General features: G+C 72.1%; 17 protein-coding genes and 2 tRNA genes. 8 read left to right on the top strand and 11 right to left on the bottom strand.

The features are described from left to right. Positions 1–13: 13 nt before the first annotated feature. Positions 14–946 carry a phosphatidylinositol mannoside acyltransferase gene (locus ACTWQC_RS25275; protein ID WP_443318093.1) on the bottom strand — a complete coding sequence of 311 codons (933 nt, stop codon included), beginning with the start codon at positions 944–946 and terminating at the stop codon, positions 14–16. Beyond that, positions 943–1,602 carry a phosphatidylinositol phosphate synthase gene (gene pgsA / locus ACTWQC_RS25280; protein ID WP_443318094.1) on the bottom strand — a complete coding sequence of 220 codons (660 nt, stop codon included), beginning with the start codon at positions 1,600–1,602 and terminating at the stop codon, positions 943–945. The genes ACTWQC_RS25275 and pgsA overlap by 4 nt, the downstream gene beginning before the upstream one ends. A 188-nt stretch (positions 1,603–1,790) precedes the next feature. On the opposite strand from pgsA, the gene ACTWQC_RS25285 reads away from it, so the two are divergent. Both ACTWQC_RS25285 and ACTWQC_RS25290 read left to right on the top strand, forming a co-directional pair. After that, complete coding sequence (locus ACTWQC_RS25285) at positions 1,791–3,989, top strand: elongation factor G-like protein EF-G2 (protein WP_443318095.1); 2,199 nt, start codon at positions 1,791–1,793, stop codon at positions 3,987–3,989. A gap of 163 nt (positions 3,990–4,152) precedes the next feature. Continuing rightward, positions 4,153–5,808 carry a hypothetical protein gene (locus ACTWQC_RS25290; RefSeq protein ID WP_443318096.1) on the top strand — a complete coding sequence of 552 codons (1,656 nt, stop codon included), beginning with the start codon at positions 4,153–4,155 and terminating at the stop codon, positions 5,806–5,808. 86 nt (positions 5,809–5,894) lie between these two features. Here ACTWQC_RS25290 and ACTWQC_RS25295 read toward each other — a convergent pair whose 3' ends face one another. Then, positions 5,895–6,455, bottom strand: a complete 561-nt coding sequence (locus ACTWQC_RS25295; protein ID WP_443318097.1) for an HIT family protein — start codon at positions 6,453–6,455, stop codon at positions 5,895–5,897. A 67-nt stretch (positions 6,456–6,522) separates the two neighbouring features. Between ACTWQC_RS25295 and ACTWQC_RS25300 the strand changes: the two genes are divergently transcribed. Continuing rightward, the gene (locus tag ACTWQC_RS25300; protein ID WP_443318098.1) at positions 6,523–7,173 is read left to right on the top strand and encodes a potassium channel family protein; all 651 of its coding nucleotides are present in this window, start codon (positions 6,523–6,525) and stop codon (positions 7,171–7,173) included. A gap of 32 nt (positions 7,174–7,205) precedes the next feature. Here ACTWQC_RS25300 and thrS read toward each other — a convergent pair whose 3' ends face one another. Continuing rightward, positions 7,206–9,200 carry a threonine--tRNA ligase gene (gene thrS, locus ACTWQC_RS25305; RefSeq protein ID WP_443318099.1) on the bottom strand — a complete coding sequence of 665 codons (1,995 nt, stop codon included), beginning with the start codon at positions 9,198–9,200 and terminating at the stop codon, positions 7,206–7,208. Between the two features lie 111 nt (positions 9,201–9,311). Between thrS and ACTWQC_RS25310 the strand changes: the two genes are divergently transcribed. Further along, the gene (locus ACTWQC_RS25310) at positions 9,312–9,881 is read left to right on the top strand and encodes a DinB family protein (protein WP_443318100.1); all 570 of its coding nucleotides are present in this window, start codon (positions 9,312–9,314) and stop codon (positions 9,879–9,881) included. Between the two features lie 14 nt (positions 9,882–9,895). Here ACTWQC_RS25310 and ACTWQC_RS25315 read toward each other — a convergent pair whose 3' ends face one another. Both ACTWQC_RS25315 and ACTWQC_RS25320 read right to left on the bottom strand, forming a co-directional pair. Next, positions 9,896–11,119: a hypothetical protein gene (locus ACTWQC_RS25315; protein ID WP_443318101.1), complete on the bottom strand. Its 1,224-nt coding sequence runs from the start codon at positions 11,117–11,119 to the stop codon at positions 9,896–9,898. Continuing rightward, on the bottom strand, positions 11,119–11,700 hold the full coding sequence (locus ACTWQC_RS25320; protein ID WP_443318102.1) for a DUF4365 domain-containing protein: 582 nt from the start codon (positions 11,698–11,700) through the stop codon (positions 11,119–11,121). The genes ACTWQC_RS25315 and ACTWQC_RS25320 overlap by 1 nt, the downstream gene beginning before the upstream one ends. 177 nt (positions 11,701–11,877) lie before the next feature. Here ACTWQC_RS25320 and ACTWQC_RS25325 point away from each other — a divergent pair, with 177 nt between their 5' ends. Then, positions 11,878–12,603, top strand: a complete 726-nt coding sequence (locus ACTWQC_RS25325) for an exonuclease domain-containing protein (RefSeq protein WP_443318103.1) — start codon at positions 11,878–11,880, stop codon at positions 12,601–12,603. 176 nt (positions 12,604–12,779) lie between these two features. Here ACTWQC_RS25325 and ACTWQC_RS25330 read toward each other — a convergent pair. Together ACTWQC_RS25330 and ACTWQC_RS25335 are read right to left on the bottom strand one after the other, a co-directional pair. Continuing rightward, positions 12,780–12,851, bottom strand: a tRNA-Val gene (locus ACTWQC_RS25330). Positions 12,852–12,911: 60 nt separating this feature from the next. Beyond that, entirely contained in the window at positions 12,912–13,361 is a 450-nt protein-coding gene (locus tag ACTWQC_RS25335) for an SRPBCC family protein (RefSeq protein WP_443318104.1), read from the bottom strand. 108 nt (positions 13,362–13,469) lie between these two features. Between ACTWQC_RS25335 and ACTWQC_RS25340 the strand changes: the two genes are divergently transcribed. After that, complete coding sequence (locus tag ACTWQC_RS25340; protein ID WP_443318105.1) at positions 13,470–16,439, top strand: SCO7613 C-terminal domain-containing membrane protein; 2,970 nt, start codon at positions 13,470–13,472, stop codon at positions 16,437–16,439. A 182-nt stretch (positions 16,440–16,621) separates the two neighbouring features. On the opposite strand, the gene ACTWQC_RS25345 is transcribed toward ACTWQC_RS25340, so the two are convergent. Then, a tRNA-Val gene (locus ACTWQC_RS25345) sits at positions 16,622–16,693 on the bottom strand. Between the two features lie 54 nt (positions 16,694–16,747). Further along, positions 16,748–17,218 carry a TIGR02611 family protein gene (locus tag ACTWQC_RS25350; RefSeq protein WP_443318106.1) on the bottom strand — a complete coding sequence of 157 codons (471 nt, stop codon included), beginning with the start codon at positions 17,216–17,218 and terminating at the stop codon, positions 16,748–16,750. Between the two features lie 190 nt (positions 17,219–17,408). Between ACTWQC_RS25350 and ACTWQC_RS25355 the strand changes: the two genes are divergently transcribed. Then, entirely contained in the window at positions 17,409–17,822 is a 414-nt protein-coding gene (locus ACTWQC_RS25355) for an SsgA family sporulation/cell division regulator (RefSeq protein WP_003959770.1), read from the top strand. 277 nt (positions 17,823–18,099) lie between these two features. Then, complete coding sequence (locus tag ACTWQC_RS25360; RefSeq protein ID WP_443318107.1) at positions 18,100–18,657, top strand: CGNR zinc finger domain-containing protein; 558 nt, start codon at positions 18,100–18,102, stop codon at positions 18,655–18,657. 37 nt (positions 18,658–18,694) lie between these two features. Here ACTWQC_RS25360 and ACTWQC_RS25365 read toward each other — a convergent pair whose 3' ends face one another. Continuing rightward, on the bottom strand, positions 18,695–18,874 hold the full coding sequence (locus tag ACTWQC_RS25365) for a hypothetical protein (protein WP_443318108.1): 180 nt from the start codon (positions 18,872–18,874) through the stop codon (positions 18,695–18,697). Positions 18,875–18,960 lie beyond the last annotated feature (86 nt).

Raw genomic sequence — 18,960 nt, forward strand, 5'->3', positions numbered from 1 at the left:
CTTCTCCGTTCCTTCAGCTGTCGGCGGAGCGGTCATTCCCCGGCTCCCGCGGCCCGAGGTCCTTCAGCCACAGCCGCTGCAGCATGTGCCAGTCCTGCGGGTGCTCGGCGATTCCGGCGGCGAAGACGTCCGCGAGGGCCTGCGTCATCGCGGCCGTCCTCTCGGCGCGGGTGCCGGTCTGTGGGACCTCGACCGCCGGGTGCACGCGCCCCTGCATGACCGGCGGTTCGTCGTACCAGAGTGTCACCGGCAGCAGCAGCGCGCCGGTCTGCTGGGCGAGCATGGCAGGCCCCGCGGGCATCCGCGCGACGTCCCCGAAAAACGAAACCTCGATACCGGACGCGGACAGGTCGCGGTCCGCGACCAGGCACACCAGGCCTCCGGAGCGCAGCCGCCTGGCGAGGGTGCCGAAGGCGCTGCCGCCGGTGTGCGGGAGGACTTCCATGCCCAGGCCCTCGCGGTAGGCGACGAACCGGTCGTAGAGGGTCTCGGGCTTCAGCCGCTCTGCGACCGTGGTGAAGGGCACGCCGAGCCGGGTAGTGACCCAGGCTCCGGCGAGATCCCAGTTCGCCAGGTGCGGCAGCGCGATGATCGCGCCCCGGCCCGCGGCGAGGCCCTCTTCCAGCAGGTGGATGTCCTTGGGCGAGAAGGCGGCCGCGATGTCCTCGTTGCTCCAGACCGGGAGCCGGAAGGACTCCATCCAGTAGCGCAGGTACGAGCGCATGCCCGCGCGGGACAGCTCCTCAAGCCGCTGCGGCGTGGCGTCCGGCACCACGCGCGCGAGGTTGGACTCGAGCCGCAGCACGCTGTTGCCGCGCCGCTTCCAGGCGCTGTCGGCGATCTGCTGCCCGAGCCGTACGGCCGCGGCCTCGGGCAGGTGCTTGACCGTGCTCCAGCCCAGGCCGTAGAGCCCGTCGGTGAGCCGGTGCGCGATCCCGGGCATCATGACGCCTCGCTCCCCTGCGCAGCCCCCGCGTCCGCCTCCGCGGCCTCCCGGCGTACCGTGACCATCCGCTGCCCGAGCGTCACCAGGCTGCCGACCGCCACCACCCACAGCGCGACCGGCAGCAGGACCTCGATGTAGGGCACACCGAACGCGTGCAGCCCTGCGAAGCCCGCCGCGACCAGCGAGATCACCAGCCGCTCGGCCCGCTCGACGAGACCGTTCACATTCACCGGCAGTCCGATGCTCTCGCCGCGGGCCTTGGTGTACGAGACCACCTGGCCGCTGGCCAGGCAGAAGATGGTGACCGCGCACAGCACGAGGCTGTCGCCGCCGCCCGCGTACCAGAGCGCGAGCCCGCCGAAGATCGCGGCGTCCGCGACCCGGTCGAGGGTGGAGTCCAGGAATGCGCCCCACCGGCTCGACCTGCCCAGTTGCCGGGCCATGTTCCCGTCCACCAGGTCCGAGAAAACGAACAGGGTGATTACCACAGTGCCCCAGAACAGCTCGCCCTGGGGGAAGAAGACCAGCGCGCCCGCGACGACTCCGGCGGTCCCGGCGATGGTGACCGCGTCGGGGCTGACCCCGAGGCGCAGCAGGAGCGCGGCGAACGGTGTGAGAACACGCGTGAAGAACGCACGCGCGTACTTGTTCAGCATGGCCTTCCCGAGGGTCGGTGGGGGCCGTGCGGCCCATGCGGCCACCGGCGCCGCCCCATCGTAGCCAGCGGGCGCTTGTGTTCGATGAGCGCACCCGGCGCGTGGCCGGGGTACGACGTATGGACGCAGCATGACAGGGGTGGAAAGCTCGAAGAACCGCAACAGGTGCAGACCGGGAGGCGAGGCACATGGGCGACAGGACGAACGCACACCCCGGAGCCGCCGGCAGGGCAGCGACGGCCGACCGGCCCTCATCCCTGCGGAACGTGGTGCTGGTCGGCCACAGCGGGTCCGGAAAGACCACTCTGGTCGAGGCCCTCGCTCTCGCGGCGGGCGCGGTGAACCGGGCGGGCCGGGTCGAGGACGGAAGCTCCCTCTCCGACTACGACGAGATCGAACACCGGCAGCAACGCTCAGTACAGCTCTCCCTCGTTCCGGTGGAATGGGGCGGGATCAAAGTCAATCTGCTCGATACTCCCGGATACGCCGACTTCGTCGGGGAGCTGAGGGCCGGTCTGCGTGCAGCGGACGCGGCCCTCTTCGTCGTTTCGGCGGCGGACGGCGTGGACGGCTCGACACGCATGGTGTGGGAGGAGTGCGCCGCCGTCGGGATGCCGCGCGCGATCGTCGTGTCGCACCTGGAGTCGGCGCGCGCCGACTTCGAGGAGATGACGGCCGTCTGCCAGCGGGTCTTCGGAGGCGACGACCCCGACGCCGTACTGCCGCTGTATCTGCCGCTGCACGGCGAGGAGGCAGCGGACGGGCACGCCCCGGTCGCCGGCCTGATCGGGCTGCTCTCCCAGCGCGTCTTCGACTACTCCTCCGGCGAACGGGCCGAGCAGGCGCCCGATCCCGAGCACCTCCCGCTCATCGAGGAGGCTCGCAACCGGCTCATCGAGGGGATCATCTCGGAGAGCGAGGACGAGACCCTCATGGACCGCTACCTCGGCGGCGAGGACATCGATATCAAGACACTGATCGAGGACCTGGAGCGAGCGGTCGCCCGCGGTTCCTTCCACCCCGTGCTGGCCGCAGCGCCCGCCCCCGAGGGCAGCAAGCAGGGCATCGGGACCGTGGAGCTGCTGGAGCTGATCACCGGCGGCTTCCCGACCCCGCTGGAGCGCGAGGCCCCGGCGGTCACCACCCCGCAAGGCAGCCCGCGGCCTCCGCTGACCTGCGACCCCGAGGGGCCGCTCGCGGCCGAGGTCGTCAAGACCTCCTCCGACCCGTACGTCGGCCGGATCAGCCTGGTGCGGGTGTTCTCCGGCACGCTGCGCCCCGACGAGACGGTCCACGTCTCCGGGCACGGCCTGGAGGACCGCGGCCACGAGGACCACGACGTGGATGAGCGGATCGGCGCGCTCTCGGCCCCCTTCGGCAAGCAGCAGCGGGTCATGCCCGAGGCCATCGCGGGCGACCTGGCCTGCGTGGGCAAGCTGAACCGCGCGGAGACCGGCGACACCCTGTCCGCCAAGGACAACCCGCTGCTCATGGAGCCGTGGGTGATGCCGGACCCGCTGCTCCCGATCGCGATCGAGGCGCACAGCAAGGCCGACGAGGACAAGCTCTCCGTGGGGCTCTCCCGGCTCGTCGCCGAGGATCCGACGATGCGTCTGGAGCAGAATCCCGACACCCATCAGGTGGTGCTGTGGTGCCTGGGCGAGGCGCACATGGACGTGGCGCTCGAGCGGCTGCGCAGCCGGTACGGCGTCCAGGTCGATGCCGTGCCGCACAAGGTGTCGCTGCGCGAGACGTTCGCCGAGAAGAGCGCGGGGCGCGGCCGGCACGTCAAACAGTCCGGCGGGCACGGGCAGTACGCCATTTGCGAGATCGAAGTGGAGCCGCTGCCCGAGGGTTCCGGCATCGAGTTCGTCGACAAGGTCGTCGGCGGCGCCGTGCCGCGGCAGTTCATCCCCTCGGTCGAGAAGGGCGTACGGGCACAGGCGACGCGGGGAGTGGCCACCGGATATCCGCTGGTCGACGTGCGGGTGACCCTGCTCGACGGCAAGGCGCACTCGGTGGACTCCTCCGACGCCGCCTTCCAGACGGCGGGCGCGCTCGCGCTGCGCGAGGCCGCGGCCCAGAGCCGTATCCACCTGCTGGAGCCGTACGCCGAGGTGCAGGTGCTGGTCTCGGACGAGTACGTGGGTCCCGTGATGAGCGACCTGTCAGGACGGCGCGGCCGGGTGGTCGGCACCGAGCAGGTGGGCGCGGGCCGCACGCTCGTACGGGCCGAGATCCCGGAGATCGAGATCGGCCGGTACGCGGTGGACCTGCGGTCGCTGTCGCACGGCACGGGCCGGTTCAGCCGGTCGTACGTCCGGCACGAGCCGATGCCGGCGCAGCTCGCCACAAAGATCCGTGAAGAGGCCGGATCCGGCGGGTAGTTGACGGATAGTGGACCTGTCGCCCGCCCCAACTGCCGTGCGGCGGGCGGCAGACCGCCGATACGCTGAGATGCACGTCAGACGGTGTGCCCTGAACGAGGGTTGCCGGACGCGGTAGTCGGGAAGATCCGTTGGCGGAAGCGCAGCAGCGTTGGGGGCGGTAGTGACAGACGGCGGGTTCGACTTCAGTCCCGGGGCGCAGATCCCGCTCTCCGGCTCGGCAGGGCAGACGGCGGCGACCAGTGCGCTGTCCTCGGCCGCCTACCGCGACAGCCCAGTCGCCGACATGCTGAAGGCCAACAGCGACTGGCACAAATCCCAGGTCTCGGCACCACGGCTGTCGCTGTTCGAGCCCAATCTCGGCGAGGCGTTCTCCCGCGCCGTGCAGGTGCGGATGCTCGGCGGCGCCCGGAAGCCGCTGATCCAGTCCTTCGGCACGGAGCCGCAGGCCGTGGTCGAGCACTGCCTGGCCGCCAACCGCATCCGCAAGGAGCGGGACACCCGGCTCACGATGGTGATGGTGGTCTTCGGGCTGCTGTTCCTGCCCGGGCTGCTGCTGTGGCTGGCCGCGTTCCAGCTGCGCCGGTCGCTGGCCGGATCGCAGAACCGGAGGGCAGGGGCGCTCGGTACGGCCGTGCTCGCCGGGGTCGGCCTGCTGGCGCTGCTGTTCCTCATCAGGCTGCCGTTCACCGGCTTCTGGGGACTCTATCTGCGCGCGATGGTCGTCGCCCCGGTGATCGGCTGGCTGTGGGCGAAGCAGATCTGCGAGCGTACGGCGAAGGACCTGCGGGACCGCTGGGAGGGCCTGCTCTCGGGCGGCGGGGTCGGCGCGAAGATCCCCGAGGCGGTGCCGCAGAACCCCAACGAGACCAGCGCGGAGCGCCTGCGCCAGGGCCTGGCCAGGCTGTCCGCCGAGCAGCACAGCAATCTCGTCTTCTACGCGGGCCCCAAGGGGATCCTCGGCATGGGCACCCGCTGGGGCAGCTGGCACATGGCGGAGGACCTGGTCTCCAGCGACCCGGACAAGGACATCAACCCCTTCCGCAGCTGGGATGTCATCCGGGCCGTCCACGACCAGCTGCGGATGCTGGAGCGCGGCCCGCTGCACACCGGAGGGTTCCCGAAGCCGACGGTGACGCACTGGATCGTGTCGCCCATCGGCGAGGGCGCGGACGAGGTGGCCCGGCCGAACGACAGCGACACCGACGCCTTCCAGATCAAGGGCCACGAGATCCAGCGGATCTGCAACGAGCAGCAGTTCGGCAGCGGCAACCGCCACTATCTGGGCGTGCAGTTCGTCCTGTGGGACGGGCAGTTGGTGATCACCATGCTGGTCACGGTCACCGTGCTGCACGAGACGCTGCGGATCGAGGTGACCGGCCACGCCCTCGGCCCGGTGCACCCGCTGTTCACGACCAAGCCCGCCGCGAAGACCAAGGTGGTCTCCAGGAGCGTGAAGTTCTGGGAGAGCAAGGAGGTGGCGCTGCCGCTGGTGGACGCCAAGGAGGTGGTACGGCTGGCCGCGCGCGCCCCTCTGACCTGGTTCCCGCCGGTCCTCGACTACCTCGGCGGGAGCCTGACCCTGCCGGAGCCGTTCGGTCTGCGGCACGCCTGGGCGGACAAGCCGTGGCGCCACCGCTTCATGGCGGACGACGCCCTGCGCGCGGCCACCCCGGTCCTGCGGGTGGTGCACGCGGCGGCGCTCCGCGTCCTGGAGGAGAACGGCGTGGACACCGAGCAGTTCGGCAACCGCTCCCTCATCCTCAGCGGCCTCGTCCAGGGTGCGACGCCGATGAGGGCCGACCTCTACGACGCGTAACCGCCTGACCGCGCGCGGCAGCCCTCAGGCGCGGACGTCAGGCCGCCCGGGCATCAGAGCAGCCGGACGTCAGCCCGCCCCGACGTTCAGGCCGCGGGCCAGGCCTCGGCGAGCATCCTGCGGGTGTCCGCGAGCAGCTGCGGGAGCACCTTCGTATGGGCGACGACCGGCATGAAGTTGGTGTCGCCGCCCCACCGCGGCACCACGTGCTGGTGCAGATGGGCCGCGATGCCCGCGCCCGCCACCGCGCCCAGGTTCATGCCCACGTTGAAGCCGTGCGCCCCGGACGCGGTGCGCAGCGCCTTCATCGCGCGCTTGGTGAACTCGGCGAGCTCCACCGTCTCCGGTTCGTCCAGCTCGGTGTAGTCGGCGACGTGCCGGAAGGGGACCACCATGAGGTGGCCGCCGTTGTACGGGTAGAGGTTGAGCACGGCGTAGACCCGCTCGCCACGGGCGACGATCAGCCCGTCCTCGTCGGACTTGGCCGGGATGGTGCAGAACGGGCATCCGTCGCCCGAGCCGGGGCCGCTCGGCTTGTTCTCCCCCTGGATGTAAGCCATCCGATGAGGGGTCCACAAGCGCTGGAACGCATCCGGCGTCCCGACTCCGATCTGCTGCTCCGGCTCACTCGTCATGCTCTGCAGCATATGGCTTCGCCCGTTCGCAGCGTGTCGCCGGGGCGGCGGCCCCGGCCGGTCCCGCGATGCTGAGCCGATGAACGACGACAGCCGGATGCGGAGCTGGGAGCGGCGCACCGAGATCCCGCTCTTCGCCGCGTCGCTGCTCTTTCTCACCTCGTACGCGGTGCGGGTGCTCGCGCCGGACCTCTCCCGGCTGTGGCTCGACTTCTGGCTCGCGCTGACGGCGGTCAGCTGGGCGTGCTTCGCGGTGGACTACGGGGTGCGGCTGCGGCTGAGCGGCCGCGGCGTGCGGTTCGTCGTCACCCGGTGGCTGGACACGGTGGTGCTGGTGCTGCCCCTGCTGCGCCCGTTGCGGATGGTGCGGGTCTACAACGCGGTGCAGGCGCGCCGCGACCAGCCGACGCTCTCGCTCTACGCGCGCGTGATCACGTACGCGGGCATGACCTCGGTGCTTCTGGGCTTCGCCGCGTCGCTGGCCGTCTACCAGGCCGAGCGCGACGCCCCCGGCACCACCATCCGTACCTTCGGCGACGCCGCATGGTGGGCCTGCTCGACGCTGACCACCGTGGGCTACGGGGACGTGGCCCCGGTGACCCCGCAGGGGCGGCTGGTCGCGGCCGCTCTGATGGCGTGCGGCCTCGCGCTGCTGGGCGCGGTGACCGGCTCGTTCTCCTCCTGGCTGCTGCAGACCTTCACGCGCGAGGACGAGAAGAAGCCCCCTTAAGGCTTGAGCTCCAGGGGCCTCCCGCCTACGGATCAGACCTGCACCCGGTCCTCGACGGCCTTGAGGATCTCGGTCACCGCCTCCTCTACCGGCACGCCGTTCTTCTGTTCGCCGTTGCGGTAGCGGAAGGAGACCGCGCCCTTCGACACGTCGTCGTCGCCCGCGATGAGCATGTACGGGACCTTCGACTTCTGGGCGTTGCGGATCTTCTTCTGCATGCGGTCGGCGGAGGCGTCGACCTCGACCCGGATGCCGTGCCGCTTCAGCTTGGCGGCGACCTCCTGCAGATACGGCACGTGGTCGTCGCTGATCGGGATGCCGACCGCCTGGACCGGGGCCAGCCATGCGGGGAACGCGCCCGCGTAGTGCTCCAGCAGCACCGCGAAGAACCGCTCGATCGATCCGAACAGCGCGCGGTGGATCATGACCGGACGCTGCCGGGAGCCGTCGGCCGCGGTGTATTCGAGGTTGAAGCGCTCGGGCAGGTTGAAGTCGACCTGGATGGTGGACATCTGCCAGGTCCTGCCGATCGCATCCTTCGCCTGCACGGAGATCTTCGGTCCGTAGAAGGCCGCGCCACCCGGGTCCATGACCAGGTCAAGACCCTGCTTCTCGGCGGCCTGGCGCAGAATCTCGGTGGCCTCCGCCCACACCTCGTCCGAACCGATGAACTTCTCCGGGTCCTTGGTGGACAGCTCCAGGTAGAAGTCGTGCAGGCCGTAGTCGCGCAGCAGGTTCAGCACGAACGTGAGCAGCGAGTCCAGTTCGTCGGCCATCTGCTCCTTGGTGCAGTAGATGTGCGCGTCGTCCTGGGTGAAGCCGCGGGCCCGGGTGAGGCCGTGCACGACGCCCGACTTCTCGTAGCGGTAGACCGTTCCGAACTCGAAGAGCCGCAGCGGCAGTTCACGGTACGAGCGGCCCCGCGCGTCGAAGATCAGGTTGTGCATGGGGCAGTTCATGGGCTTCAGGTAGTAGTCGACGCCCTCGTCGAGCTGCATGGGCGGGTACATGCCCTCGGCGTACCAGTCCAGGTGGCCCGACTTCTCGAACAGCTTCCCCTTGGTGGCGTGCGGGGTGTAGACGAATTCGTAGCCCGACTCCTCGTGCCGCTTGCGGGAGTAGTCCTCCATGGTCCGCCGGACGATGCCGCCCTTGGGGTGGAAGACCGCGAGCCCCGAGCCGATGTCCTCGGGCACGGAGAAGAGGTCGAGCTCGGAGCCGAGCTTGCGGTGGTCGCGCTTCTCGGCCTCGGCGAGGAAGTCCAGGTACGCCTTGAGCTCGTCCTTCGACGGCCACGCGGTGCCGTAGATCCGCTGCAGCTGCTTGTTCTTCTCGCTGCCTCGCCAGTACGCGGCGGCCGAGCGCATCAGCTTGAACGCCGGGATGTTCCGGGTGGTCGGCAGGTGCGGACCGCGGCACAGGTCCTTCCAGGCCAGGTCGCCGGTCTTCGGGTCGAGGTTGTCGTAGATGGTCAGCTCGCCTGCGCCGACCTCGGCGGACGCGCCCTCGGCGGCGTCGGCGGCCGAGCCCTTGAGCCCGATCAGCTCCAGCTTGTACGGCTCGCCGGCCAGCTCCGCGCGCGCGTCCTCGTCGGACACCGCGCGCCGAGAGAAGCGCTGTCCGCGCTTGACGATCTCCTGCATCTTCTTCTCGATGCGCTTGAGGTCGTCCGGGTGGAACGGGGTCGCGACGTCGAAGTCGTAGTAGAAACCGTCCTTGATGGGCGGGCCGATGCCCAGCTTGGCCTCGGGGAACAGCTCCTGCACGGCCTGCGCCATCACATGCGCGGCGGAGTGGCGCAGGATGTTGAGGCCGTCATCGGAGGTGATCGGGACGGGCGCGACCACGTCGCCGTCCGCCACCTCGTACGCGAGGTCCTTCAGCGCCGCGACCCCGCCCGCGGGCGCGATCCGCGCCGCGACGACGCTGCGGTCGCCGCCCAGAAGCTCCGCCGCCGTAGTGCCCGTGGCCACCACGCGCTCTTCCCGCTCGGAATCGCGTTGGATGATCACACGGACGTCTGACACCGGTCTCTCCTGACTGTGGGTGGTGCGGCAAGCGGCGGCCTGCGCGCCTGAATCGTACCGAGCCGGGCGGGCCGGACGCGAAATGGTTACCCGGCGCCTACCGTGACGGACATGGCCATCGACTGGAACAACGAGCTCGTCGATCAGCTCGACCGGCACTGGCGAAACCAGCTGCGGCAGCGCCTGGAGGGGCTGTCCGACGACGAGTACTTCTGGGAGCCGGTGCCCGGCTGCTGGAGCGTGCGTCCCAGAGGCGAGAGCACGGCCCCCATCGCTGCCGGGGCGGGCGGCTTCACGATCGACTTCGCCTTCCCGGAGCCGGACCCGGCGCCCGTGACGACGATCGCCTGGCGGCTCGGCCACATCGTGGTCGGCGTCCTCGGTGCCCGCGTCGCCTCATACTTCGGCGGCCCGCCCGTCTCGTACGAGTCCTTCCACTACGCGGGCACGGCCGAGGAGGCGCTCGCCCAGCTCGACGAGGGGTACGCGGCCTGGACCGCGGGTGTGCGCGGTCTCGGGGACGAGGGCCTCGCGCGCCCCTGCGGACCGGCCGAAGGGCCGTTCGCCGACCTGCCGATGGCCGCGCTCGTGCTGCACATCAACCGCGAAGTGATCCACCACGGAGCGGAGATCGCCCTGTTGCGCGATCTCTACCGCCACCGCAAGGCCGGCATCTTCTAAGCGGTCCTGGGCCGCTACGCGTCGTCGGCGCCGCACGCCTCCTCGAAGAAGTCGAGGTGCTCCTGCAGCGACTTCATCAGCCGGTCCCGCTCCGCCTCGTCCACCTGCACCGGCACCACACCCTGCGCACCGGTCAGACGGCGGAAGCCGCCCCGGCTCTCCAGCCGTCCGCTCACCCTGATCGGCAGGCCGACCAGGTGCGCGTGCCCCGCGATGCGGTACGCGTCCTCGTCGAGCGCCACCCGCACCTGCGGCACCTCCGCCCCGGCCAGGACCCGCAGCCGTACGGTCCCCGGCCCGCCGGGTGCCGAGCGGCGCATCCGCACCACCGCGCCCGTGACCCGTACCGGCACGGACGGCTCGTCGCGCACATACCGCGCGCCCGCCTCCCGCAGGGCCGGCAGGTCCCCCGGCGAGAACTCCACCGGCTCCGGCCTGCCCGCGAAGCCCTCCGGCGCACCGGCGGCGGGCGACCAGTCCAGCGCCACCCGCACCCCCTCCGAGCCGCGTACGAGCCCCACGACCGCCTCGGTCAGCTCCTGGCACACGCCCAGCTCGACGGCCGCGTCGAAGGCCTCCATCCCGCCCGTGGCGCGCTGGTAGTCGACGGCGTCACGGGCCGCGTGCAGGGCGCGCAGCAGGGCGGTGACGGCGGTGCGGCCGGTCTCGACCGGCACGAAAACGGTCAGCTGCCGGCCGGTGCCCGGCTCGGGCCCGACGAGCATCCGCTCCAGGGCCGCCTCGGCGTGCCGCCGGTGCCGCGCCCCGTAGTAGCCGGCGCGGGCGCGCGCGGCGAGCGCACCGGCCACCAGCATCGCCCGCGCGCCCGCCCGCAGCTGCTCCTGCGCGGGCCACGCCGCCGCACCGCTCTCCGGCACCGGCGCGTCCCGCCACCAGCGGATCTCGTCACTGGGCACGGCCAGGCCCACGAGCACGTCGCGGGCTGACGGCGCGGCGCTGCGGGCCAGCGCGGTGAGGGCCTCGGCGATCAGGTCCTCGCTGTCGGGGAAGGCGCGGTTCTCCGGCACCAGCAGGCTGGTCCCGGCCGCCCCGGGTCCCGGCGGGGTCCAGCGGCCGTAGCGGCCCGCCGCCCCGCCGCGCCGCCGCCAGCCGTGCCGCCCCAGCAGGGCGCTGAGGACGGCCGGGTCCACCTGCTCGGGGGCCAGGCCGCCCGGGGGCAGCGCTCCCGCGGCTTCTCGGGGATGTGGTCGTACGGACTCGTCGAACGGCCGGTGCATCAAGGTCTCCCTCCCACCCCGACCCGGGTCATGATCTCGCAGAGGGCTCGGTCGTCGAAGATCCGCGTGGTCGGGATCCGCACGGTGGTTCTGCGCCGGCCGGTCACCGGGTGCCCGGCCAGGTTGGTCCAGTAACAGCAGTGCCGCAGTTCGAGCCGGTCGTGGGAGGCGCGCAGCCACTCCTCGCGGCTGCGCGGTACGAGCATCACGACCAGGATCTTGTGCACCGACACCGGGGTGCGGGCGAGCTTCACCAGGTGCTCGTTGTCGAGCGTGAAGGAGAACGCCCGTCCCGGCGGGTGCGGGGGTATCTGGTAGGTGCACTTGAGCTGCACCTTGATGGTCACCTCGTCGTCCACGGCGTGGCCCGGCGCGCTGTGGCTGACGTGCCAGTCGATCCCGTTGTCGGGAAAGGGCTGCGCCAGCGAGCAGCCCGCCGCGGCCGCGACCGCGTGGAGATAGCCCACCTGGAGAGTCTCCATGCAGGCAGTGGTGGCGAGTCCGCCGCGCAGCGGCAGCAGCCCTCCCCCGTAGCCTTCGGCACGGGCGGGACCCTCATGTTCGGGCTGCGCGAGCGCCATGACCGAATAGCCTTCCCGGCCTTGCCGATTGATTCCCCGCTCCGGACCCGATGACATTCGAACGGTCCGTCATCTGTGTTGTCTCCGCCCTGCGTACAGCGCAAACGGCCCGGGTATCACCAGCTCGGGCAGTGGGTTCGAATTCCCATCTGCCGGTTTCGCGCGAGGAGTTGTGACATGCCGTGCTGGTACGAGGGGCCGCTCGCCGCATTCGACACAGAAACCACGGGAATTGACGTGGAACAGGACCGCATAGTCTCCGCCGCGCTGGTGGTCCAGAGCGCACCGGCGGCGGTGCCGCGCATCAGCCGCTGGCTGGTGAACCCGGGAGTGCCGGTGCCTGAAGAAGCCATCGCCGTGCACGGCCTGACACAGGACCTGCTCAACCGGGAGGGCCGGTGGCCCGCGCCGGTGATGGAGGAGGTGGCGCGGGCGCTCGCCGCCCAGACCGCGGCCGACACGCCGCTGGTGGTGATGAACGCGCCGTTCGATCTGACGCTGCTGGACCGCGAGTTGCGGCGGCACCGCGCCAAGGCCCTTGCCGATTACCTCGGGTTCGGCTCGCTGTGCGTGCTCGACCCGCGGGTGCTGGACAAGCATCTGGACCGCTACCGCAAGGGCCGGCGCACGCTCGCCGACCTGTGCGCGCACTACGAGGTGGTGCTGTCCGCCGCCCACGACGCGGCGGCGGACGCGGTGGCAGCGCTGGAGGTCGTACGGGCTCTGGGCCGGCGATTCGCGGCCCGGCTCGATCCACTGAGCCCCGCCGAGCTGCACACCCGGCAGGCCGTGTGGCACGCGGCACAGGCGCGCGGACTGCAGTCGTGGTTCGCCCAGAACGGCTCGGACGAAGCCGTCGACCCCGCCTGGCCGCTGCGGCCCGAGCTGCCGGCCGCCGCGTAGCCCGGGAATCGCTCCAACGACGAAGGCCGGGCTGCCCGTTGGCGTCCCGGCCTCGCTTCAGGTTTCAGGGGGTGCGGGTGGCGAAGCCCCCGCACCGCGGGGACGGCGTCCCGCGCAGAAACGACGAGGCCGACGCGGGTCCGCGCATTTCGCGGACACGTGCGGCCTCGGTCTCGTGGGCGATACTGGGATCGAACCAGTGACCTCTTCGGTGTGAACGAAGCGCTCTCCCGCTGAGCTAATCGCCCCATGTGCTGGGGGCAGGCCCGCGGCACGGCCTGAACAATACAGTGCCCGGGAGAGTTCCATCAAACGACATCCGCGAGCCTGCGGCGCAGTCCGCGCAGGCCTCCGCGCATCATCAGCGCGTGGTTGGCCAGGAAGAGCGGGCGGCAGGGCACGGCCAGGGCACGCATCAGCGGCTTCCTCACCTCGACCTCCTGCTCGAAGAGAGCGTGCGCACCGCCGCCGCGGGCGCCGACCGTCCACCGCGCCCAGCCCTCGAGGTCCCCGTTCATCGCGATCCCCAGGACCCCGGCCGCCGGGTCCTGCCGGGTCTCGCGCATCGTGACCAGGAGGTCGTAGGGCAGGACGGACCGGAAGCGGGCCGTACCCGTGCCCTCGTCGGTCCGGCTCACCTCGCGGACCTGCGGCCACCAGGCGGGATAGTCCTCGGGCACGGCCAGCACGGCGTAGACGGCTGCGGGCGCGGCATCGACCGTCCAGAGGCTGCGGAAGCGGTACCGGTGCCAGTCCATGGGGCCAGTGTGGCCGTCCCGTTCGGGTCCGGCGGCTTCGCGTACTCAACGGATCTGAGTACGTGCGCCCATGTCCGGGTACCTCCCCGGCATCCACACTCCCGGGGCATGGACAACGTGCCACCGGACCTGCCGCCGGCCGTCGAGCTGCAGCAGCTCGAGCTCACCCTGGCCCGGGTGGAGGCTCAGCGCTCAGGGCTGCTCGCGCGCCGGGCCCAACTGCTCGCCCAGCTGCGGCGGTCCGGCCCCGCCTCTGCCCGCGCGATGGCCTGGGCCCCGCGGTCCGGACTCCAGTCGCCGCCGCGGGACTCGCCGCGACAGGACTCGCCGCTGCCGGGCTCGCCGCTGCCGTTCCGGGAGGCCGACCCGCCGACCGTGCAGAACCTGCTGCTGACCCTCGGAGGCGTGCTGCTGGCCATCGCCGTGACCGCCTTCACCGTCGTCAGCTGGGGGCACTTGGGGCTGGGCGGCCGGGCCGCGGTCCTGGGCGCGCTGACCCTGGCCGCCATGGGTGCGCCCGCGCTGCTGCTGCGCCGTGCGCTCGTCGCGACCTCGGAGGTCGTGGCCTGCCTGGGCCTGGTCCTGCTGGTGCTGGACGCGTACGCGCTGCACCGGGTGGCGCTCCCGGACGCGGACGTCGCGGGCTACGCGGCCGCGGCCGGCGCCGTCATCGCAGGGACCTGGGCGGCGTACGGGCTGTGGCTCCGCCATCGCCCCGCGGACGGCGAGGGGTTGCACGCCTCCGAGGCCGAGGGCACCGACCAGGCGCCGCCGGACGCGGAGGCGCGATCGGGCACGCGGGCGGCCGGGCTGCTGCTGCCGCTCCCCATCGCCGTATGCCTGGCCCAACTGCCGCTGGTTCTTTGGGCCGTGGCGGAGGGTGCCGGTCCGTTCGGCTTCGGCTCGGCGCTGCTGGCATCGGCGGTGGCGGACCTGGCGATCGCCCTGTGGTGCCGGGTACCGGGCGTACGCCTGACCGCTGCCGTGACCGGTTCGGTGACGGGGGCCGCAGGGCTGCTGCTCGCGGCGGGGCTGTCGGTGACCGCATCCGGCACCACCGAGGCGGCGCGGGCGGCCGCGCTGCTGCTCGTGGGGGCCGCGGCCGGAGTGAGCGCGTCGTGGCGCTTTCCGGCACTGTCCGCGCCGTCGGCACCGGCCGCAGCGTCGGCACCGACCGCACCCTCGGCGCCTGTTGGTGCGGGCGAGGCCGGAGACTCCGGCGCACCGGACCGGCCTCTCCGGACCCGTCCCTCCGGCGAACACCGGCCTGCCGGCGCCGCGTGGCCTGCGGCCGGCGGCGGCCTGGCCCTGGTCGCGGCGCTGGGCGGGCTGCTCAGGACCGGGCTGCCCGAGCAATGGATCGTCCTCGGCTACCTGCTGTGCGGAACCGGTGTGCTGGTGGCCGCCCGCGCCCTGGCCGGGCGCGCCCCCGTGGCCGCCGGACTGGCAGCCGCCGCGGGCGCCGTCCACGCCGGCGCGCTGCTCTGGACCGGACCCGCGGTGGCCACGGCCGTACTGGGCCCGGTGAGCTGGGTGGGCGCCGTCTGGTCCGGCGCCCCGGTGGGATCGCGCGAGGCGATCACCCCGGCCGGGACGCTCGGACCCGGGTGGTCCTGGCCGATCACCTTCGCCGTCCCGACCGTCCTGGCCCTCACCGCGGTGACGGCCCTGGCGGTGCACCGCTGGCAAACGGGGCGCCACGGACGGCCCGCGCTGCTCTCCTGGGCGGTCGCGGCCGGGTGCGCCGCGGGCGTGGTGCTGCCGGTCGCTCTCGACCTCCCGTACCCGGTCGCCGTGGCCCTGCTCGTGGCCCAGACAGCGGTCCTCCTGGTCGCCTCGGCAACCCTCCCGGAGGCCGCTGCGACGCCCGGCCCCACGGACCCGGCGCCTTCCCGCCCGGCGGCCTCCGCCGCACAGGGCTCCGCGTCCCCTGGCCGCGAGTCCCCCGGACGGGCGCCCGGCTCGACAGACTCCGACCCAACGGGCTGCGCAGCTCCCGCGCCCCCTGGCCATGAGGCATCCGGCCCGGCGGCGCGCCCCCCGGCCCTCCCCACAGACGCCACCGGCCCAGCGGCTCACGCCGCAGAGCGCCCACCCTCCCCCGGCCCTGATGCCCCCGGCGGGGCCTCGCTCGCCGCGCTGCTCTGTGCCGTGGCGGTGGCATTGACCGTCGGCTTCTGGGGGCTGGCCGAGCAGGCCGTGACGCTCGCCGTGTTCGGCAGCCTGCTGGTCGTGTTCGGGGCCGCCGCGGCGTCCGGGGGACGCCTGCGGCAGGCCGTGACGGCGTGCGCGGCCGTCGTGTGCGCCGTGGCGCTCACGGTCGCGCTGTGCGCCGCCGGGGACCTCCCGGCGGCCCGCACGGCCTTCGCCGTCCTGGCGGTCGCCGCGGCCGCGTCGCTCCTCGCGGCCCGGCTGCGCGCCGTCCCGGCCGGGATCTCCGTCGAGAGCGCCGGGTACGCGGCTGCGCTCCTCGCGATGGGCCTGGCCGCGGGAAACCGGCCGGTCCTCGCCACGGTCCTCGCCCTCGCCGGGGTCATCGCGGCAGGCACGGCGCTGCGCCCGGACCGCCGGGGCGCCGCCCACGCGGCCGCCGCGCTGTTCGTCCTCGCGACCTGGGTCCGGCTCTCGGCGTCCGGCGTCACGGCCCCCGAGGCGTACACGCTGCCGGTGAGCGTCGCCGCGCTCTTCGTCGGCGTCCGCAGGCGGCGCCAGGAGCCGTCAGCGTCCTCCTGGGCGACGTACGGCCCCGGGCTCGCTGCGACGCTGGTGCCGAGCCTCGTGGCGGCCTGGAGCGACACGCACTGGCTGCGGCCGCTGCTCCTCGGGCTCGGCGCCCTGGCCGTGACGCTGCTCGGCGCCCGGCAGCAGCTCCAGGCGCCGCTGCTGCTCGGCGGTGCCGCCCTGGCGCTGGACGCCGTGCACGAGCTGGCCCCGTACATCGTCCAGGTCGTGGAGGCGCTCCCCCGCTGGCTGCCGCCCGCCGTCGCCGGCCTGCTGCTGCTCGCCGTCGGCGCGACGTACGAACAGCGGCTGCGTGACGCACGGCGGGTCCGGGACGCACTGGGCCGAATGCGGTGATCGCACCCGCGCCGGGTTCGGAAACGCACCGAGGGGCCGGAGGCTCGAAAGCCTCCGGCCCCTCGGCCGGTGGGCGTGGGGGTGCGGGTGGCGAAGCCCCCGCCCGCGCGGCGCAGCCGCGCAGAAAAACGAAGTTGAGGTGGCAAACGCTGCTTGTGAGCAGGGCTCACCCCTCAACGGAGTGGGCGATACTGGGATCGAACCAGTGACCTCTTCGGTGTGAACGAAGCGCTCTCCCGCTGAGCTAATCGCCCGGGCGCAGGGCACACATTACCGCATGTCAGCGCGTGCCCCTGACCATCCGCGCGTCATCGGCCGACCTGCCACGGCATCACGAAACCGTAGTTCCAGACGTACACCGCGATCCCGGTTCCGATGATCACCAGGCCGATCGCCGTGAGGATTATGTTGCGCCGCCGCACCCGCGGATCCAGGGCCTTGTGTGCGGCCTCCGTCACTTTCCGTTTCGTCCAGCGCAGCACCAGCTGCGCCCACACGAACTCGGTCGCCCAGACCGCCATGCCGCCGAAGATCACCAGCCAGCCGGGACCGGGCAGCGGCAGCATGATCACGCCCGCCGCCACGATCGCGAGACCGACCAGGAAAACGCCTACCTGCCAGCTCAGATGCAGCGTCCTCGAAGCCTGGATGAACTGCGGTGCCTTCGAGCCCAGCAGTCCACCGACCGCCGTCGCGCCCGTCGCCGTCGCGCCGTCCCCCGTAGCGCCGGTGGCGCCCACTTTGGCGACCTCCCGTCGCTCGTCACTCTCCGCATTCATACGGCCCAACTTACCCGACCGTGAAGCATCACCGGAATGGTCGCCGAGGATGACTCAGGACTCCGCCGTACGGGGTACCTGAACGACCTCAAAACGGTCAGAGGGGTTTACAACGACACCGTAGGTGGCATGTCGATTTCGCCGACGTGCGAATCCCCGAGCGCACACTGAGCGAAAGGCCTTGGCGCTTATGAACACCACGGTCAGCTGCGAGCTGCACCTGCGCCTCGTTGTGTCGAGCGAATCCTCCCTGCCCGTCCCGGCGGGCCTGCGGTATGACACGGCCGATCCTTACGCCGTGCACGCCACCTTTCACACCGGAGCCGAGGAGACCGTCGAGTGGGTGTTCGCCCGCGACCTCCTCGCCGAGGGACTGCACCGGCCCACCGGCACCGGCGACGTCCGGGTCTGGCCGTCCCGCAGCCACGGCCAGGGCGTCGTGTGCATCGCCCTGAGCTCTCCGGAGGGTGAGGCCCTGCTCGAGGCCCCGGCGCGGGCGCTGGAGTCGTTCCTCAAGCGGACGGACGCCGCGGTGCCCCCGGGCACCGAGCACCGCCACTTCGATCTCGATACCGAGCTCTCCCACATCCTGGCCGAAAGCTGAGCCGGGCGACACCTGAGAGGCACAGCAGGACCAACCGCCCCCTACCGCTCACAGCCCGTAGCCGTCCGACTCGGGGAGACGGCGCGAGCCCGGACCTCGCAACCGCACACGCACCGCAGACATCGCAGACACTTCGCAGACACCGGCGCCTTCGCCGCGGATCGCATCGCGGCGAAGGCGCCGGTGCGTTGCGAGCGCTAAAGTCGGCGAGCATCTGCGGATGCACACGCACCTGCGGAAGCCAGGCAGCAGTCGACCACCGGCCAGGGAGCGAACCGTGCTGATCAACCATGACACCCGGTGCGCACTTGACGCCGTCGTCGATCTGGTCAACAGCGCGGCGGAGGGCGAAGAGCCCGACTCGCTGCCCGATGTCGCCGCGCTGCGGCGCTTCGTCGACCGGCACAGCATCAGCGACGTGGAACGGCTCGACGCCCGCGACCTGGCGGCCGTACGGAGCGTGCGCGCGGGCTTCGCCGAGGCCTTCGCGACCGAGGACACCCGGGCCCTGGCGGAGCTGCTCAACAAGATGGTCGCGGGCGCGGGTACCACGCCCCGCCTGACGGACCACGACGGCTACGACTGGCACGTGCACTACTTCGCGCCGGGCGCCTCCCTCGCCGACCACCTGGCGGCCGACGGCGGCATGGCCCTCGCCTTCCTGGTCGTCGCCGGTGAGCGGGAGCGGTTGCGGCGCTGCGAGGCCCCGGACTGCCGGCGGGCCTTCGTGGACCTCTCCAGGAACCGCTCACGCCGCTACTGCGACAGCAGGACCTGCGGCAACCGGCTGCATGTGGCCGCGTACCGGGCGCGGCGCCGCGAAGCCGGGGAGTGAGCCGGCCGCTTCCGCGCCACCACGGATACCGGCCGCGTCACCACGGATACAGATCGTAGAGAGCCGTGAAGAGCAGCAGGGCGCCGATCACCGTGAGGAACAGCATCAGCGGGGGCTGGGAGAGTGCGAAGAGGCAGCCACGCGATTCGGCGCCGGGGTCCCCCGGACCAGGGGACAGGGACTGGTCGGCGCCAGGGGTGGCGAGGTCGTCGTTCATCTCCCGCCGATGATGGCGCAGCTCCGCCACCCCTGAGGATCAACACGCGGATTTTTCAGGGGACTTCGTCATGACTTGACAAAGGC

Source organism: Streptomyces sp. 8N616 (assembly GCF_052246385.1).
Classification (GTDB): domain Bacteria; phylum Actinomycetota; class Actinomycetes; order Streptomycetales; family Streptomycetaceae; genus Streptomyces.

What these genes read in the sequence shown, in the direction of transcription:
- ACTWQC_RS25275 (WP_443318093.1), bottom strand. Translation starts at nt 946, where the DNA reads ATGATGCCCGGGATCGCGCACCGGCTCACCGACGGGCTCTACGGCCTG.
- pgsA (WP_443318094.1), bottom strand. Translation starts at nt 1,602, where the DNA reads ATGCTGAACAAGTACGCGCGTGCGTTCTTCACGCGTGTTCTCACACCG.
- ACTWQC_RS25285 (WP_443318095.1), top strand. Translation starts at nt 1,791, where the DNA reads ATGGGCGACAGGACGAACGCACACCCCGGAGCCGCCGGCAGGGCAGCG.
- ACTWQC_RS25295 (WP_443318097.1), bottom strand. Translation starts at nt 6,455, where the DNA reads ATGCTGCAGAGCATGACGAGTGAGCCGGAGCAGCAGATCGGAGTCGGG.
- ACTWQC_RS25300 (WP_443318098.1), top strand. Translation starts at nt 6,523, where the DNA reads ATGAACGACGACAGCCGGATGCGGAGCTGGGAGCGGCGCACCGAGATC.
- ACTWQC_RS25310 (WP_443318100.1), top strand. Translation starts at nt 9,312, where the DNA reads ATGGCCATCGACTGGAACAACGAGCTCGTCGATCAGCTCGACCGGCAC.
- ACTWQC_RS25315 (WP_443318101.1), bottom strand. Translation starts at nt 11,119, where the DNA reads ATGCACCGGCCGTTCGACGAGTCCGTACGACCACATCCCCGAGAAGCC.
- ACTWQC_RS25320 (WP_443318102.1), bottom strand. Translation starts at nt 11,700, where the DNA reads ATGGCGCTCGCGCAGCCCGAACATGAGGGTCCCGCCCGTGCCGAAGGC.
- ACTWQC_RS25325 (WP_443318103.1), top strand. Translation starts at nt 11,878, where the DNA reads ATGCCGTGCTGGTACGAGGGGCCGCTCGCCGCATTCGACACAGAAACC.
- ACTWQC_RS25335 (WP_443318104.1), bottom strand. Translation starts at nt 13,361, where the DNA reads ATGGACTGGCACCGGTACCGCTTCCGCAGCCTCTGGACGGTCGATGCC.
- ACTWQC_RS25340 (WP_443318105.1), top strand. Translation starts at nt 13,470, where the DNA reads ATGGACAACGTGCCACCGGACCTGCCGCCGGCCGTCGAGCTGCAGCAG.
- ACTWQC_RS25350 (WP_443318106.1), bottom strand. Translation starts at nt 17,218, where the DNA reads ATGAATGCGGAGAGTGACGAGCGACGGGAGGTCGCCAAAGTGGGCGCC.
- ACTWQC_RS25355 (WP_003959770.1), top strand. Translation starts at nt 17,409, where the DNA reads ATGAACACCACGGTCAGCTGCGAGCTGCACCTGCGCCTCGTTGTGTCG.
- ACTWQC_RS25365 (WP_443318108.1), bottom strand. Translation starts at nt 18,874, where the DNA reads ATGAACGACGACCTCGCCACCCCTGGCGCCGACCAGTCCCTGTCCCCT.